This window comes from Arthrobacter humicola, assembly GCF_039531445.1.
GTDB classification, from domain to species: Bacteria; Actinomycetota; Actinomycetes; order Actinomycetales; family Micrococcaceae; genus Arthrobacter; species Arthrobacter humicola.
Genome location: NZ_BAAAQB010000010.1, coordinates 26,121 through 42,046 on the forward strand (window position 1 = coordinate 26,121; position 15,926 = coordinate 42,046).

Genomic DNA, 15,926 nt, shown 5'->3' on the forward strand with positions numbered 1-15,926 from the left:
AGCACCACAATCCGAAGGTCCGTCCATTGAGTACCAGTGCACCAAGCAGCGGCGCCTCTGCCACCGGCGGGGATACTGCCGGAGAAATCGGCGGGGATATTGCCAGGCAAATCAGCAGGGATACAGCCAGGGCACCGGCGCGGGTTGTTGGCTCCCCGGACCCCTACATGCCTGGTCACGGGACCCACGCCTACCGGGTCACCCGGTATGAACTCGAGCTGGACTACAGGGTCAGCAGCAATCGCCTGAACGGGCGTGCTGTCCTGCACGCCATGACACAACTTCCGACGTCGGCGATCGTCCTGGACTTGACCGGGCTGCGGGCCACCAAGATCCAGCTCGACGGCCGCAAGGTGCGCCGGTTCACCCAGCGCGCCGAGCAGCTCGTCGTATACCCGGAAGTGCCGCTGCTCGCCGATGAGGCGTTCAGCCTGGATATCCGCTACGAGGGATACCCTGCACCCCGCCGCGGCCTCTGGGGCGAAGTGGGCTGGGAAGAGCTCTCCGATGGCGTGCTGGTGGCTGGCCAGCCCAACGGCGCCGCTTCCTGGTTCCCGTGCAATGACCACCCGCGGGACAAGGCGAGCTATCGCATCACGGTGACCACCGAGGCGAACTACCGGGCGGTGTGCAACGGCGTGCTGCTGTCCCGCACCAGCAGGGCCAGCCGCGAGACCTGGGTGTACGAGCAGGCCGAACCCATGGCCACCTACCTCGCAACGGTCCAGATCGGGCGTTATGAGCTCCTGACGCTCAACGCCGAGCGGCCGTCGGGTCACGTTCCCCAGTATGTGGCCGTTCCGGCGTCGCAGGCGGCGGACGCCCGGACCGCCCTGGCCCGGCAGCCCGACATGATGCGGACCTTCACCAACTGCTTTGGGCCGTATCCGTTCCCGGAGTACACCGTGGTGGTGACCGGGGACGTGCTGGAAATCCCGCTGGAGGCACAGACGCTGTCCATCCTGGGTCCCAACCATTTGCGGCAGGACTGGGAGTCGCAGCGGATGGTCGCCCACGAGCTCGCCCACCAGTGGTTCGGGAACTCGCTCACGACGGCCACGTGGAAGGACATCTGGCTGCACGAGGGCTTTGCCTGCTATGCCGAATGGCTCTGGTCCGAAGAGGCCGGCGTGATGTCGGTGGCCGGCCGCGCCCGGGCTGCCTGGCGCAAGCTTTCCGCCCTCCCACAGGACCTGATGGTCGGCGACCCCGGCCCGGAGCTGATGTTTGACGACCGCGTCTACAAGCGCGGAGCCTTGGCCCTGCACGCACTGCGGGTGCGCTCTGGCGACCTCGCGTTCTTCGCCCTGCTGCATGACTGGACGGACCGTTTCCGCCACGGCACCGTGACGACGGCCGACTTCATCCTCACGGCGGCCCACGCGACAGGCCTCGATGCCGAGGCACTGCTGCACCCGTGGCTCTACGAAGATGCCCTCCCGCCGCTGCCGCAGTCAGCGCCGCCAACGCCCTGACGGCGGCCGGCGCCGCAGAAAGACCGGTCGCAGACACACTGGCCGCGTACAGACCGAAAGCGCCTAGGGATAGACCGCCACGGCGACGGCGGCCACGAGGTATGCGGGCAGCCCGGCCTCTGCCGGCGGCAGGTCCCGGAGCCCGGCACGGCCGTTGACGTCCCCCTCCAGCACGTCATCCGGGGCGTCATCGAACACGTCGACGGTGTCCGGAGCCGTCTGCAGTCCCGTGCCGGTCATCTTGAGCCAGGCCTCCTTGCGCGCCCACAGCCGTGCCCGCGCGCGCAACAGCTGGGTGCCGGTGAGGGCCGCGAGGTGGGCGCGTTCCGCCGGGGTCAGCACTACGGCGTCGAAACCCTCGAAGTCGGTCCTGGCCGGATCCTCAACGTCGATCCCCAGGCGCAGGGCCGGGTCCGGGTCAACGATTCCGGCCAGCAGCGTCCAGCCGGCCGCACGGGACAGGCTGAGCAGCAACGGCGCCGCTGCTCCCCCGATCAGGTAGCCGGGACGGCCGTGGGAGATCTGCGTGCCGGTGCCGCAGCGCGGACAGCTGTACCAGGCTGTGAGGGCCGACGCCGGCACACCCAGCAGCCCGGCGGCAAACCTCCGCTGCGCCAGCCGTCCGGCGAGGAAGTCCTCCCGTGTCCGGGCGGTCATGGCCCGTGCCCGGTCCAGCTCCGGTCCGTCCAGAAGGGAACGCGCGTCGCTCTCCAGGAGCGAGGCAGCTGCCGCCGTTGCCGCGGCTGATGCGGGGTCCAAGGGATCGCCGGAGCTCACGGGGACGCGAAAGGGCGGGCAGGCACGCACAACAAGGTGTGATGCCATGACCCGCCCTTTCAGCTCGCCAGCGCCGTCGTCAGCTCAGTGCCGCAGTTAGCGCTGCACAGCCCCGAAGCGTTCGTGGGCAGCGGCGACGGCACCCTCGCGGGCCGCCGATGCCTCGTCCGCCGTCAGGGTGCGGTCGTCGGCGCGGAAGCGCAGGCTGAACGCGAGCGACTTCTTGCCGTCCTCGATGCCCTTGCCCGCGTAGACGTCGAACAGTGCGACGTCCTCGAGCAGTTCGCCGGCGCCTTCACGCAGGGCCGTAAGCACCTCTCCGGCCGGGACGTCCTGCGGGACCACGAGGGCCACATCCTGGGTCGCCACCGGGTACGTCGAGATGTGCCGGGCCACGATCACATCGGCGGCGGCCTCGAACAGGGCGTCGGCGTTCAGTTCCAGCGCCACGGAGCGGGCCGGCATGTCGTAGGCTGCCAGCAGCTTCGGGTGCAGCTCCCCGGCATAGCCCACTACCTCGCCGGTGCGCAGGGCAATCTGCGCGGCCCGGCCCGGGTGGAAGGCCTGGTGCCGGCCCTGAGTGACCACGAGGTCGACGCCGAGCACGTCGCCGGCGACACGGGCGATATCCAGGGCGTCGGCCCAGTCCCACGCCCGCGGGGCGTGGCCCGGGGCTGCGGGAGAGTCGTGCCCCGTGAGAACCGCGGCGAGGTGCAGCGGCTGGTCCGGGACGCCGTCGTACAGGGCATCCAGCACCTCGTCGCCGGGTTTGACGCCGAGCGGCGGAATCGAGGCGGTGCCCAGCTGCTCGCCGGGCAGGAACACGAGCCCGGCCTCGAAGAGGGCGAGGTCGCGGAAACCGCGGGAGTGGTTGCGCTTGGCCACCTCGATCAGGCCCGGCAGGATGGAGGTCCGCAGGAAGCCGTGCTCCTCGCTGATCGGGTTCGCCAGTTTGAGGGCCGTGCGCGCCGCACCCTCGGCAGGAACGCCGAAGGTGTCGTTGGCGGCCTTGGACACGAACGGGTAGGCCAGCACTTCGGTAAGTCCGGCGTCGGCGAGGGCCTGGATCAGGCGTCGGCGCTGCTGCTGGACACGGGTCAGGCCACGGCCCGGCGGCGCAACCGGCAGGGTTGCCGGGATCTTGTCGTAGCCGACCAGCCGGGCGATTTCCTCGGTGAGGTCGTCTTTGGTTTCGAGGTCGTTGCGCCAGCTCGGGGCGGTCACCGTGTGGCCGGCGGCGCTCGTTTCGACGACGGCGCCGAGGTCCTCGAGCGAGGTCACGATGTGGTCCTCGGTGAAGTCGATCCCGATCCGGGCGGCAGCGTAGCCTGCCGGCAGTTCGATGGTGACGGCGTCCGGTGCAGTGCCGACGTCGGTCCCCGCCTCGTCGGCGGTGCCGCCGGCGAGTTCGACCAGCAGGTCCACCACGCGCTGGGCGGCGACGTCGGCAACCTGCCAGTCCACGCCGCGTTCGAAGCGCTTGGACGCCTCGGATGGGAGCTTGTGGCGGCGGCGCGATCGCGCGATCGAGACTTCGTCGAAGTGCGCGGCCTCGACCAGGACGTTGGTGGTGGAGTCCGATACCTCGGTGTGGGCACCGCCCATGACGCCGGCGATCCCGATGGGCCCGGAGGCGTCCGTGATGAGCAGGTCCTCGGCGTCGAGCGTGCGCTCCTTGTCATCCAAGGTGGTGATCTTCTCCCCTGCCGCGGCCCTCCGGACCACGATGTCGCCGGACAGCTTGTCCAGGTCATAGCAGTGGTTCGGCTGCCCGAGCTCGAGCATTACGTAATTGGAGATATCCACCGGCAGGGAGATGGACCGGATGCCGGCGAGCCGGAGGCGGGACGTCATCCACGGCGGGGTGGGCCGGGTGGCGTCCACGCCGCGCACGGTGCGGGCCACGAAGCGGTCGCAGCCGGGCTTGCCGTAGATCGGGGCGTCGTCGTTGAGCTTGACGCCGTAGCCGCCGGACAGCACCTGCGGGGCGTGGACCTTGGATGCCGGGTCTGTGAACTCGGTGCCGGTGGCATGCGCGTATTCACGGGCCACTCCGCGGATGGAGAAGCAGTAGCTGCGGTCCGGGGTGACGTTGATTTCGGCGGCCTGGTCATAGAGGCCCAGGAGTTCCATGGCGTCGGTGCCCAGTTCGGGGTCGAGGCCGATCCGGGACAGGACCAGGATGCCGTCGTGGTCCTCGCCGATGCCGAGTTCACGCACGGACGCGATCATGCCGGCGGAGAGGTGTCCGTAGGTCTTGCGTGCGGAGATGTGGAAGTCGCCCGGCAGCACGGCACCGGGGAGGGTGACAACCACCTTGTCGCCTTCGACGAAGTTGTGGGCGCCGCAGATGATGCCCTGCACACCGGAGGGGTCGATGCCCTCACCGGTCAGGGTCTGTTGCTGGCCTTCGGGGACAACCCGGACCTGGCACCAGTTGATGGTCTTGCCGTTGGTCTGGGGTTCCTTGACGATGCTGAGCACCTGGCCCACCACGATCGGACCCTGGATGGTGTCCGTGGGACGGTGGACCGCTTCTTCTTCGAGTCCGACTTTGACGAGCTCGGCCATGACGTCTTCGGCCGTTGCTTCGGCCGGTACCTGCGCGAATTCGCGCAACCAGGAAAGTGGGATACGCACTGTTAGATCTCCATCCCGAAGTGCTCGCTGAAACGTACGTCGCCTTCAATCATGTCGCGCATGTCGCCAACCTCATTGCGGAACATGAGGGTGCGCTCGATGCCCATACCGAAGGCAAAACCTGAATAAACGTCCGGATCGATGCCGGCGGCGCGCAGGACGTTCGGGTTGACCATGCCGCAGCCGCCCCACTCGATCCAGCTGGGGCCGCCCTTGGCGCCCGGGTGCCAGATGTCCAGCTCGGCGGAGGGCTCGGTGAACGGGAAGTAGTTCGGGCGCAGCCGGATCTGTGCTTCCCCGCCGAACATCTGCCGTGCGAAGTGCTCCAGGGTGCCGCGGAGGTCGGCCATGCTCAGCTTCTTGTCGATGGCCAGGCCCTCGAACTGGTGGAAGACTGGGGTGTGCGTCGCGTCGAGTTCATCCGTGCGGAACACTTTGCCCGGGCACAGCACGTAGATGGGCAGTTCGCGTTCCAGCATGGAGCGGACCTGCACCGGTGAGGTGTGGGTGCGCATGAGCAGGTGCGCCTCGGGCGGCTCGACGAAGAACGTGTCCTGCATGTCGCGGGCGGGGTGGTCCGGCTTGAAGTTCAGGGCATCGAAGTTGAACCATTCGGACTCGACCTCGGGCCCCTCGGCGATCTCCCAGCCCATGCCAACGAAGATGTCCGCGACGCGGTCCTGCAGCGTGGAAAGCGGGTGGCGTGCACCGGCCCGGCGCCGGCGGGGCGCCGCCGTGACGTCGACGGTCTCTTCGACGAGGATCCGCGCGTCATTCTCGGCTTCGAGCTCGGCCGTACGGTCCGCGAGCGCCTTGTTGACGCGTCCGCGGGAGGCTCCCATGAGTTTGCCGGCGGCGGCCTTCTGGTCCTTGGGCAACGCGCCGATCTCGCGGTTGGCGAGGCTCAGCGCCGACTTCTCACCCGTGTGCGCGAGGCGCACGGCCTTGAGTTCATCGAGGGTCGCGGCAGCGGCGATGGCGGCAACGGCTTGGTCTACGGCAGCGGTAATGGCGGCTTCATCCAGAGGATTCGGGACGGCGGCGCCCGGCAAAGTTTCAGTCATCTACTGTTCTTAGCTACGAGTCGGATCATGCCGGCGGCACGCACGCAGGGCGCGAGTTGTCGGCAAGGCTTATTGTCACAGTTCATTGTCACAGCCCGTGATCACTGTTCCTGATCACTGTTCGCTGTCACAGTTCACTGTGCTGGATTCATTGTGCTGGATTCATTGTGCTGAATTCATAGTGCTGGCCAGCCGAAATCCCTCCGGCGGGCACTTCCCTCAGTCTAGTAGACGGCCGTCGGCCGCACGGCAACGGCCGCGTGACGTGACACATCACGGCGGCTCTCCTAAGGTCCCCGGCGCGCCCCCGGGGTCGGGCTTGCCTGACCACCGGACATGTCCCCCCGCTCCCCTGACCCGTGGACATGTCCCCGACTACCATGGCCTCATGACGTCCGGTCAACGGCTGCGGCAGATCGCCAACATGCTCAATGGCACCACCCCCTTAGGGCTGGTGCTGGCGGTCTGTGCCGGGACGACCGTCGGCAGGGGTCCGCGTGGGCTGCTGATCGCGAGCCGCTACCGCTGGCGGCTTCCCTTTGCCGGGGCCTTCACGGTGGGCAACGTGATCCTCTTCCGTGCCGGCCCGGAAGCCGCCCGCGCCAATCCGGCACTGCTGGGACACGAGGAGCGCCACAGCACCCAGTACGCCTGGTGCCTGGGGCTGCCCTTCCTTCCCCTGTACTTCATCGCCGCGGGCTGGTCGCTCTGGCGGACGGGCAACCCGGGCAGCGCGAACTTCTTCGAGCGCCACGCCGGGCTGGAAGCAGGCGGCTATCCCCGCACGAGCGCCCCGGCGACCGATCCGCGAACAAACCGCACACGGGCGTGACTGCCCCCGAGCGATACGAGGCCTGACATGACACACAACCCCAGAAGCATTTCGGTCACCGGAACCGGCAGCGCGGAGGCGGTGCCTGACCTCCTGACGTTGTCAGTTGGCGTCGAATGCCGCCGGGATACCGTGGCCGAGGCCTACGGCGACGCCGGAACACGCTCGGCCGCCATCACCTCGGCGCTCCGGCAGCACGGGGTGGACGGCCCCGACATGTCCACCTCCGGGCTGAACGTCCGGGCCGAAGTGAACTGGCAGGAGGGCCGCGGACAGACCGTCACCGGCTATCTGGCCTCAAGCACGCTCACCATCAGGATCCGAACGCTGTCTGCGTCCTCGGCGATCATTGCCGCGGCCGTTGCCGCCGGCGGGGACGACGTCCGGCTGAACGGCCTGACGCTCGGCTTCTCGGATTCCGCCGGCGTCGAGGTCCGGGCGCGGGAGGCTGCGTGGCAGGATGCCCGCACCACCGCCGCGCACTACGCCGCCCTCTCCGGGACAGGCCTGGGCAGGGTTCTTTCCCTCACCCAGCACACCGGGTTCCAGCCGCCGGTCCCGGTCGCGAAGATGCAGCGCGCGGTGGCGGCGGAAGCTCTCACCGTTGAGGCCGGTGAGTCGAGCGTCACCGCCACGGTCGGCGTCGTCTGGGAACTGCTCGACTGAGTCATCCTGTCGACGCTTGAGCCGCTGGCGGCCTGCCTGGCGCTCGGCCCGCTAGTGCGTTGCGCCGGCAGCGATCTTGAGATCCGCCGTCGTCGCGAGCGCGGTGCGGACGACGACGGCGAGCGCCGCCGCCATCTGGTGCGCCGGCAGCGACGGCGTGCTGCCACCGGCCGGAAGCTGGCTGTCCTCGTAGGGGACGTGGACGAAGCCTCCCCTGGTGCCCGGCCGCAGCCTCAGTGCGTGCATGAGCGCATAGAAGGTGTGGTTGCACACATAGGTCCCCGCGCTTTGCGACACTTCCGCCGGGATCTGTTCTGCGGCCAGGGCCGCGAGCGCCGCCTTGACCGGCAGGGACGTGAAATAGGCTGCCGGTCCGCCGCTGACCACGGGTTCGTCCACGGGCCGGTTGCCGGCGTTGTCCGGGATCCGGGCGTCGTCACAGTTGATGGCCACGCGCTCCAGGGAGATGCGTGCCCTGCCGCCGGCGTGGCCGGTGCACAGCACGAGTTCCGGCCGGAAGCGCTCCAGAGCTTCCTCCAGCACCGTCGCCGATGTCCCGAAGACGCAGGGAAGTTCCACGGCCCGGACGTCGAGTCCTTCCGACCGGAGCAACCGCGCCGCCGAACGGGCCGCGGTCCAGGACGGGTTGGTTGTTTCGCCACCGAAGGGCTCGAATCCGGTCAGGAGAATCATCGCCCCAGCCTAACAACGCGCCACCACGATGCGGCCTAACGATGCCGCCCAACAGTTCGGTCCGGCAGTTCGCTCCAACACTGCGCGCACCGGCGCTCGTCGCGAAAGGCGGCATGGCCGGCGTCGTACCTTCCAGTGAAGCACCCCGGGATCCGGGGGAACAGGACATGATCCAGCCGGCAGCCTAAGCATTCCTTCGTCGCGTAATCCAGGCTCGCCCTGTTGGACAGTCTCCGTACAGCGGATCCTGCATCAGATGCAGCACACGGCACAGGTGTGGCTCCGATCTCACGAGTGCGCCTGCGTCGGCAAGGTGAGGATTTCGGCTCCGTCGCTGGTGATGGCGATCGTATGCTCACTGTGTGCTGTCCGGCAGCCTGTCGCACTTCGGAGCGTCCACCCGTCAGCGTCGGTGATGAGTTCAGCGGTGTCGGCCATGACCCACGGCTCCAGTGCGAGCAGCAACCCGGGGCGCAGTTTGTATCCGCGGCCCGGCCGTCCGGTGTTTGGAACGTGCGGGTCCTGGTGCATCGTCGATCCGATGCCATGGCCGCCAAACTCGGTGTTGATCGGGTATCCCGCCTCGCTGAGGACCGAGCCGATGGCATAGGAGATGTCGCCGATGCGAGCCCCGGGTCGGGCAGCGGCTATCCCTGCGTTCAATGCGCGCTCGGTCGCGCTGATCACTGCGACGCTCTCCGGGGGCTTGGAGTCGCCCACGATGAAGCTGATGGCAGAGTCCGCAGCGACTCCTCGTTTGGAGACGGCGAGGTCGAGTGTCAGCAGGTCACCGTCGGCGAGCGCGTAGTCGTACGGGAGTCCGTGGAGCACGGCGTCGTTGACGGCCGTGCAGATGTAGTGTCCGAACGGCCCGCGCCCGAAGGATGGCTCGTAGTCGACGTAACAGGACTGCGCTCCAGCGTCGACGATCATGCTGCGGGCCCACCGGTCGAGGTCCAGGAGGTTCGTGCCGACCGTGCTGCGGCTCTTGAGCGCCTGCAGGATGTCGGCGACAAGGGCGCCTGTCTCCTTTGCTCGGGCCAGTTCGGCGGGGTTCAGGATCTCGATCATGCGGCGCCTTTCTCACGCATCCAATAACTATACCGGTCATATTATCCCGGTATAATCGCAGCCATGGTCAGGTTGCCGCTTACAGTCGAAGAGGTCGAGCGCGGGCAGCGCCTCGGCGCCCTGCTGCGTCGCGCCAGGGGAGGACGCTCGATGCTAGACATCGCGCTCGATGCACGCGTCTCACCTGAGACCCTCCGGAAGATCGAGACGGGCCGTGTCGCGACCCCCGCCTTCCCGACTATCGCTGCGATCGCCGAGGTCCTGGGACTTTCCCTCGATGCGGTGTGGGCCGAGGTTAACCAGCCCGAACGTGGCGCTGAGCCGATCAGCTCCGATCACGACGCACGCGAGCGGCTGGCCTCGTAAGTCTCAATCCCGCAGCTGCGTTGCAGGCGTCCACGAGAAGCGTCTGGGGTCAGCCGCCAAGACAGCGAATCTCATCCGCATGGCCCGACGGCATTCTTGACATTGAGTCGAACATATATTCGAATGGTGGCATGAGATGGGATGCACAAGCACTGAAGCGCGGCAGCTCCGGAAGCGACGTCTCGACGGAAGACCCGTCCACCACGACGGAATCTGCCAATATCAGGTCCGCCACTCCCCTGTCCCCCGATGCCCTGTTGCCCCTGGCCGGACTGGTTCGGTCCGTCTCCACCCCGGAGTTTGCCGGGATCACTTTCCATGAGGTCACCGCCAAATCGGTGCTCAACAAGGTGGCCGCCGGTTCTCGGATGCCGTTCGACTGGACCATCAACCCGTACCGCGGCTGCAGCCATGCCTGCGTCTACTGCTTTGCCCGCAAGAGCCACACGTACCTGGACTTCGACGCCGGCCTGGACTTTGACAGCCAGGTGGTGGTCAAGATCAATGCTGCCGAGGTCCTGCGCAGGGAACTGGCCAAGCCCTCCTGGCGGCACGAGCACGTGGCCCTCGGCACCAACACGGACCCCTATCAGCGCGCCGAGGGCCGCTACCAGCTCATGCCCGGCATCATTGGCGCCCTCGCCGACTCCGGCACGCCCCTGTCCATCCTCACTAAAGGCACGCTCCTGGCCCGGGACATCCCGCTGCTGAAGCATGCCGCGGCCCAGGTCCCGGTCGGGGTGGGCATCTCGCTGGCCATGACCAACGAGCACCTGTCCGAGGCCGTGGAGCCCGGTACACCGGGTCCGCGGGCACGGCTGAAGCTCATTTCCCGGCTCAGGGAAGCAGGCCTGCCCTGCGGCGTCATGGCCATGCCGATCCTGCCGTGGCTTTCCGACGGTGACGACGCCCTCAACTCCCTCTTCGGGGCCCTGGCAGCGGCCGGCGCCACGGGGGTCACGGCCGGCGCGCTGTACCTGAAGCCGGGGACGCGTGAGTGGTTCATGCAGTGGATTGCCCGCGAACATCCGCACCTGGCGGGCAAGTACCGCCGGTTGTACGGCAGCGGGTCCTATGCCTCAAAGGAATACCGGGCGTGGCTGGCCGGTCGCATCCGCTATTTCAAGGACCTGCACGGCTTTTCCGGTTCGCAGGGCTTCAGCCACAGGGACCTCAGCGGCAACGCGGACCTCAGCGATGATGCCCGGGAAGAGGAAGTCCAGTACCCGGCTGGAAGCATCCCGGACACATCCCGGTACGCCACTAACCGGCACCCCGGCACGGTGCATGCCGGCCACCAGGCAGCGCAGCCGACGTTGTTCTGAAACGCGCCAGCTCCCTGACCTCAGAGCGCCTTGACCGCACCGAGCACCTTGGACAGCGAATCCTTAGCATCCCCGAACAGGAGCGTGGTTTTGGGGTCGTGCAGGAGATCGTTTTCGATGCCCGCGAAGCCCGGACGCATCGACCGCTTCAGGAAGACCACCTGCTGGGCCTGCACCACGTCCAGGATCGGCATCCCGTAGATCGGCGAACCAGGTGAAGACTTGGCCGCCGGGTTGACGACGTCGTTGGCGCCGACCACCAGCACGATGTCCGTGTTGGCGAACTCGGGATTTATTTCCGCCAGCTCCCGCAGGGACTCATACGGCACATCGGCCTCGGCCAGGAGCACGTTCATGTGGCCCGGCATGCGTCCCGCCACGGGATGTATGGCGAACACCACATCAATGCCGCGGTCGGCCAAAGCTGTGGCGAGCTCCGCCACGGTGTGCTGGCCTTGTGCCACGGCGAGCCCGTACCCGGGAACGATCACCACGCGCTGGGCATAGCCGAGCTGGACGGCTACGTCTTCCGGGGAGGATGAGCGTACGGGCCGGTCACTCACGGCGGTGGAACCCGCCGTCGAGCCGCCCTTGAAGGCGCCGAACATGATTCCGGTGACTCCGCGGCCCATGGCAGAGGCCATGACCTTGGTCAGGATGGTGCCGCTCGCGCCGACCAGAGTTCCGGCGACGAGCAGCAGGACGTTGCCCAGGACGACGCCGGACGCGGCCACCGCCAGGCCCGTGAAGGCATTCAGCAGCGAGATCACGATCGGCACATCCGCCCCGCCCACCGGCAACACGAGCAGCAGACCTGCCGCGAGCCCCAGGCCCAGCAGCGCCAGCGACCAGCCGACGGACCCGCTCAGGACGACCAGTGCCCCGGAGACGACCGCCCCGAGCATGACGGCCCCCATCACCCAGGGCATCCCGGGAAACAGCAGCGGACGGGTGCTGATGAGTTCCTGCAGCTTGCCCACGGTCACCGCGGAGCCCGCGAAGGACACGGCGCCCACGAGCATGGTGAAGACGACCGCCAGGCGCACCCACGAATCCTCGCTGTGGCTCAGTTCGAGTGCGGCGACCAGCGCTGCGGCGCCGCCGCCGACGCCGTTGAACAGTGCCACCAGTTGAGGCATCTGCGTCATCTGCACCCGCCGGGCCACGGGGACGGCTATCGCGGAGCCGACGGCGATGGCGGCCAGGATGAGCGGAATATTCTCCAGCCGGGCAGAGAAGAACACCGTGATGACCGCGACGAGCGCCCCGGCCGCACCGATGGCGTTGCCGCGGCGGGCGGTTTTTGGCGAGCTCAGGCCCTTTAGCGCCAGGATGAAGCAGACGGCGGCCACCAGATACAGCAGGGCTGTCCATTCCGGGGTCAGGAGGCTCATCTCGCCTCCCCTGCGCCGCCGCCGGAGGTGCCGTCACCGGCGAGTCCTTCGGCCGCCGTTCCGCCGGCTTTGGCGGTACCGGTTCCTGAGGGCTTCTGCGCCGATTTGCGCAGGGGCTTGTGCACGCTGAACATCTCCAGCATCCGGTCCGTGACCACAAAGCCACCTACCAGGTTCACGGTCGCCAGGACCACTGCCAGGAGTGCGATGCCGAGCACCCAGGGGTCGCCGGCCTGTCCGGCCACGATGATGGCGCCGACGAGGATGATCCCGTGGATGGCATTGGCGCCGGACATGAGCGGTGTATGCAGCTTGCTGGTCACTTTGGAGACGACTTCGAAGCCGACGAATACGGCAAGCACCACGACTGTCAGCAGCGCAACGGGGCCCATCAGATGTCCTCGCCCAGGGCTGCGGCGGTGGCGGAATGCCGTACGGCGCCGCCGTGGGTCAGGCATGTTCCGGCGACCACGTCGTCGCCGAAGTCCGGGGCAACGGTGCCGCCGTCGGTCATGAGGGCGAGGAAGTTGCTGACGTTCCGGGCGAAGAGCCGGGACGCGTCCGACGGCATGGCGGATGCGGCGTCCTGCAGGCCCACGAGCGTGACCGATCCGCCGTCAACCGGCACCTGGATGTCCTGGCCGGCGATCACGCCTTCCACATTGCCGCCGGACTCCGCGGCGAGGTCGACGACGACGGACCCTGCCCGCATGCCGGCCACCATGTCGGTGGTTACCAGCAAGGGAGCGGCCCGGCCCGGGATGGCCGCCGTCGTGATCAGGATGTCCGTGGCCGCGACGTGCGGGGCCAGCAGGCTGCGCTGGCGTTGCGCCCGGTCCTCGCCGAGGGCGCGGGCGTAGCCGCCGGTTCCTTCCGCCGCCGCGTCGAGGTCCAGATTGATGAACGTGCCGCCCATCGAGGCGACCTCGTCGGCGGAGGCGGCGCGGATGTCGTTGGCCGAAACGCGGGCGCCCAGCCGCTTCGCGGTGCCGATGGCCTGCAGTCCGGCGACACCGGCCCCCAGGACCAGTACCCTCGCCGGGGGGATGGTTCCGGCGGCCGTCATGTAGAGCGGGAAGAACCGCGGATACCGCACGGCGGCTTCCAGCACGGCGCGGTACCCAGTGACAAGGGACTGCGAAGTGAGTGCGTCCATCGACTGGGCCCGGGAGATCCTCGGAAGCAGCTCCAGGGCGAAGGAGGTGATCCCGGCGGCGGCCAGCGCCCGGACGGTCGGCAACTCGGAGGCTGGCGACGCCAGGCCGACAGTGATGGCACCGGGCCGCAGCCGGGCCGCAGTCTCCGGCGCGAGCGGACGAACATGCAGCAGGACGTCCAGGGCCGCGAGCGGGAGCTCCGAGATCACCGTGGCGCCAGCCTCTTTGAACGCTGCGTCCGCGAACCCTGCCTCGGTTCCTGCGCCGCTCTCCACCACGAGTGTGAGCCCGAGGGCCGTCAGCTGCTGCACCGTTTCCGGCGTGGCCGCAACTCGGCGTTCTCCGGCGCGCTGTTCTCGTCCGACACCGACCTGCACGGGCTGCTCCTCTCGATTGCGTTCAGAGTAGGCACATGCCTGACCGTTTGGCGAGAGGCGGCCGGGCGTATGCCGGTCGGCGTGTCCGGGTCAGCGGATCAGTTCGGCTCCCCCGCCGCGCAGCCTGGCGGCATGGACGGCGGCCAGGAGCGCTTCGACGATCGGGAAGTCGGCCGGGATCCACGGCAGGCCCAGGACGTCCTCGGAATTGCGGAGGTCAAGCCAGCGCAGTTCGTCGTGGTCCTCCAGCGGCAGGGGCTCCCCGTCCTCGAGTTCGGCGAACCAGACCCGCATCGCAGCCTTCTCGTTGAGCGGCCAGCCCGCCGCGGTCGCCGCGGGCAGCTCGGCTCCGAGCCGTACCTGCACACCGAGTTCCTCCCGGAGCTCGCGGTGCAGGGCGTCTTCGGCTGCTTCGCCCGGCTCCACTTTTCCGCCCGGGAACTCCCACATACCGGCAAACTGCGGTGGCGCCGTGCGCCGCGCTACAAGGAGTTTGCCCGGTTCCGCCAGGGAGTCCACTACTGCGCCGCCGACGACGTTGATGAGTCCAGTCACGCTCCCCAGTCTAAGGCGGGCGCCAGGGATCGACGTCGGCGGCCGGCGTCGCGGGGGGCGTCACAGCTGGGAATGGGTAAGGGACAATGGTGAAGGCGTTGCCGGGCAGCCTGCGGAATATTCGGCGCGCGCTCTCAGTTCTATAAAGCATATTTATCTGGCCGACTCTTCCCGGCATCTCCCGGAAATCACCCGAAAAGACGAATGACAACCACCACACAAGCTCCGGCGTCGTCCAAGACCGGCACCCGTCACCTTGCCCTCGCCATCATTGCCCTCGCCATGGGCGGGTTCGGGATCGGCACCACAGAATTCACCATGATGGGCCTGCTCAAGGAGATTGAGCAGGGCCTGAACATCAGCACGCCCGAGGCCGGCCACCTCATCTCCGCCTACGCCCTCGGCGTCGTCGTCGGTGCGCCCGTGCTGGCCGCCGTCGGAGCCAAACTGCCGCGCAAGCATCTGGCCCTGGGGCTCATGCTCTTCTTCAGCATCGCCAACCTCAGTTCCTTCCTCGCCCCTGACTACGGCTCCATGCTGGTGTCGCGGTTCGCGGCGGGGCTGCCGCACGGCGCCTTCTTCGGCGTCGCGGCCGTGATTGCCGCGTCCCTCGTGGCGCCGACCAAGCGGGGCTGCGCCATTTCGATGGTTATGGCCGGGCTGACTGTATCCAACGTCATCGGCGTTCCCTTCGCTACCTGGCTGGGCCAGAGCTACGGGTGGAGGCTGCTGTTCCTGCTGGTCGGCCTGATCGGCATCATCACGCTCGCCATGTTGTGGAAGTTCGTTCCGTTCCAGAAGCCGCACGCCGATGCCAGCTTCCGCCGCGAGCTCGGGGCACTCAAGCGGCTCCAGGTGTGGCTCGCCATCCTGGTCGGCATCGTCGGCTTCGGCGGCTTCTTCGCGACCTACACCTACATTTCGCACACCATGACATCCGTGGCCGGCGTCCCGGCGCCGTGGCTGCCGCTCGTCGTGGCGCTGTACGGAGTGGGCATGGTGGCAGGCAACATCGTTGGCGGCCGGATCGCCGATAAGTCCGTCATGGGGACGATCTACTGGGTGCTGCCGGCGACAGCCGTGGCCCTCGTGGTCTATGCCGTTGCGGCCCATTGGGCATGGTCGGCGCTGATCATGGTGTTCGTGGTCGGTGCCGCCGGGTCCATGCTGGTTCCCGCCTTGCAGACCAGGCTCCTGGATGCATCGCCTGATGCCCCGTCGCTGGCCTCATCCCTCAACCATGCGGCGCTCAACGTCGCCAACGCCTTGGGCGCCTTTCTCGGCGGACTCGTGATCGCCTGGGGCTGGGGTTACGTCGCCCCCGCGCTCGTGGGTGCCGTCCTGGCCATCCTGGGCCTCGGGGTCGCCGCCATCAGCGGCGCCGTGGAACGCCGGCGGCCGCTGGCCTCGTAGCCGCTGACCCGCCGCCCACGAAGAACGGCAGCCCGATCCAGTGATGTACTGGACCGGGCTGCCGTTCTTGTTTGCTGACTTCTAGCTGCGCTGTCTTCTACGGCGCTGCCTTTTACTGCCC

Annotated in this window: 15 protein-coding genes; 6 read left to right on the top strand and 9 right to left on the bottom strand. The window is 68.0% G+C overall.

The annotated features are described in order from the left end of the window. Positions 1-26 precede the first annotated feature (26 nt). A complete protein-coding gene (locus tag ABD243_RS04080) occupies positions 27-1,475 on the top strand; it encodes a M1 family metallopeptidase (RefSeq protein WP_425547124.1) in 1,449 nt (482 codons plus the stop codon). A 63-nt stretch (positions 1,476-1,538) separates the two neighbouring features. Here ABD243_RS04080 and ABD243_RS04085 read toward each other — a convergent pair whose 3' ends face one another. Genes ABD243_RS04085 through pheS form a run of 3 tightly spaced genes read right to left on the bottom strand, consistent with a single transcriptional unit; the run spans position 1,539 to position 5,956 of the window. Further along, positions 1,539-2,300 (bottom strand): 4'-phosphopantetheinyl transferase family protein, encoded by a 762-nt coding sequence (locus tag ABD243_RS04085; RefSeq protein WP_344362389.1) that lies wholly within the window; start codon positions 2,298-2,300, stop codon positions 1,539-1,541. 48 nt (positions 2,301-2,348) lie between these two features. Then, positions 2,349-4,892, bottom strand: a complete 2,544-nt coding sequence (gene pheT / locus ABD243_RS04090; RefSeq protein WP_344362392.1) for a phenylalanine--tRNA ligase subunit beta — start codon at positions 4,890-4,892, stop codon at positions 2,349-2,351. Between the two features lie 2 nt (positions 4,893-4,894). Next, positions 4,895-5,956 carry a phenylalanine--tRNA ligase subunit alpha gene (pheS, locus tag ABD243_RS04095; protein ID WP_091249929.1) on the bottom strand — a complete coding sequence of 354 codons (1,062 nt, stop codon included), beginning with the start codon at positions 5,954-5,956 and terminating at the stop codon, positions 4,895-4,897. Between the two features lie 388 nt (positions 5,957-6,344). Here pheS and ABD243_RS04100 point away from each other — a divergent pair, with 388 nt between their 5' ends. Both ABD243_RS04100 and ABD243_RS04105 read left to right on the top strand, forming a co-directional pair. After that, positions 6,345-6,788, top strand: coding sequence for a hypothetical protein (locus tag ABD243_RS04100; protein WP_344362396.1), 444 nt, complete (start codon positions 6,345-6,347; stop codon positions 6,786-6,788). A 27-nt stretch (positions 6,789-6,815) separates the two neighbouring features. Further along, a complete protein-coding gene (locus tag ABD243_RS04105; RefSeq protein WP_344362399.1) occupies positions 6,816-7,454 on the top strand; it encodes an SIMPL domain-containing protein in 639 nt (212 codons plus the stop codon). A gap of 51 nt (positions 7,455-7,505) precedes the next feature. Here ABD243_RS04105 and pcp read toward each other — a convergent pair whose 3' ends face one another. Then, complete coding sequence (gene pcp / locus ABD243_RS04110) at positions 7,506-8,147, bottom strand: pyroglutamyl-peptidase I (RefSeq protein ID WP_344362402.1); 642 nt, start codon at positions 8,145-8,147, stop codon at positions 7,506-7,508. Positions 8,148-8,435: 288 nt separating this feature from the next. Beyond that, entirely contained in the window at positions 8,436-9,218 is a 783-nt protein-coding gene (gene map, locus ABD243_RS04115; RefSeq protein ID WP_344362404.1) for a type I methionyl aminopeptidase, read from the bottom strand. Between the two features lie 63 nt (positions 9,219-9,281). Between map and ABD243_RS04120 the strand changes: the two genes are divergently transcribed. Further along, positions 9,282-9,584, top strand: coding sequence for a helix-turn-helix domain-containing protein (locus ABD243_RS04120; RefSeq protein ID WP_344362406.1), 303 nt, complete (start codon positions 9,282-9,284; stop codon positions 9,582-9,584). A 131-nt stretch (positions 9,585-9,715) separates the two neighbouring features. Next, complete coding sequence (locus ABD243_RS04125) at positions 9,716-10,909, top strand: Rv2578c family radical SAM protein (protein WP_344362408.1); 1,194 nt, start codon at positions 9,716-9,718, stop codon at positions 10,907-10,909. A 20-nt stretch (positions 10,910-10,929) separates the two neighbouring features. Here ABD243_RS04125 and ABD243_RS04130 read toward each other — a convergent pair whose 3' ends face one another. From ABD243_RS04130 to ABD243_RS04145, 4 genes are all read right to left on the bottom strand, one after another. Beyond that, the gene (locus tag ABD243_RS04130; protein WP_344362410.1) at positions 10,930-12,303 is read right to left on the bottom strand and encodes an NAD(P)(+) transhydrogenase (Re/Si-specific) subunit beta; all 1,374 of its coding nucleotides are present in this window, start codon (positions 12,301-12,303) and stop codon (positions 10,930-10,932) included. Continuing rightward, on the bottom strand, positions 12,300-12,695 hold the full coding sequence (locus ABD243_RS04135) for an NAD(P) transhydrogenase subunit alpha part 2 (RefSeq protein ID WP_344362412.1): 396 nt from the start codon (positions 12,693-12,695) through the stop codon (positions 12,300-12,302). Before ABD243_RS04135 ends, ABD243_RS04130 begins: the two co-directional genes overlap by 4 nt. Next, on the bottom strand, positions 12,695-13,837 hold the full coding sequence (locus ABD243_RS04140) for a Re/Si-specific NAD(P)(+) transhydrogenase subunit alpha (RefSeq protein ID WP_344362415.1): 1,143 nt from the start codon (positions 13,835-13,837) through the stop codon (positions 12,695-12,697). Before ABD243_RS04140 ends, ABD243_RS04135 begins: the two co-directional genes overlap by 1 nt. A 90-nt stretch (positions 13,838-13,927) precedes the next feature. Beyond that, positions 13,928-14,392 carry a (deoxy)nucleoside triphosphate pyrophosphohydrolase gene (locus tag ABD243_RS04145; RefSeq protein WP_344362417.1) on the bottom strand — a complete coding sequence of 155 codons (465 nt, stop codon included), beginning with the start codon at positions 14,390-14,392 and terminating at the stop codon, positions 13,928-13,930. Between the two features lie 204 nt (positions 14,393-14,596). Here ABD243_RS04145 and ABD243_RS04150 point away from each other — a divergent pair, with 204 nt between their 5' ends. After that, positions 14,597-15,805, top strand: a complete 1,209-nt coding sequence (locus ABD243_RS04150) for an MFS transporter (RefSeq protein ID WP_344362419.1) — start codon at positions 14,597-14,599, stop codon at positions 15,803-15,805. The last annotated feature ends 121 nt before the right edge of the window (positions 15,806-15,926 follow it).

Coding starts and splice junctions, on each gene's coding strand:
- ABD243_RS04085 (WP_344362389.1), bottom strand. CDS start 2,300: ATGGCATCACACCTTGTTGTGCGTGCCTGCCCGCCCTTTCGCGTCCCC.
- pheS (WP_091249929.1), bottom strand. CDS start 5,956: ATGACTGAAACTTTGCCGGGCGCCGCCGTCCCGAATCCTCTGGATGAA.
- ABD243_RS04100 (WP_344362396.1), top strand. CDS start 6,345: ATGACGTCCGGTCAACGGCTGCGGCAGATCGCCAACATGCTCAATGGC.
- ABD243_RS04105 (WP_344362399.1), top strand. CDS start 6,816: ATGACACACAACCCCAGAAGCATTTCGGTCACCGGAACCGGCAGCGCG.
- pcp (WP_344362402.1), bottom strand. CDS start 8,147: ATGATTCTCCTGACCGGATTCGAGCCCTTCGGTGGCGAAACAACCAAC.
- map (WP_344362404.1), bottom strand. CDS start 9,218: ATGATCGAGATCCTGAACCCCGCCGAACTGGCCCGAGCAAAGGAGACA.
- ABD243_RS04120 (WP_344362406.1), top strand. CDS start 9,282: ATGGTCAGGTTGCCGCTTACAGTCGAAGAGGTCGAGCGCGGGCAGCGC.
- ABD243_RS04125 (WP_344362408.1), top strand. CDS start 9,716: ATGAGATGGGATGCACAAGCACTGAAGCGCGGCAGCTCCGGAAGCGAC.
- ABD243_RS04130 (WP_344362410.1), bottom strand. CDS start 12,303: ATGAGCCTCCTGACCCCGGAATGGACAGCCCTGCTGTATCTGGTGGCC.
- ABD243_RS04135 (WP_344362412.1), bottom strand. CDS start 12,695: ATGGGCCCCGTTGCGCTGCTGACAGTCGTGGTGCTTGCCGTATTCGTC.
- ABD243_RS04150 (WP_344362419.1), top strand. CDS start 14,597: ATGACAACCACCACACAAGCTCCGGCGTCGTCCAAGACCGGCACCCGT.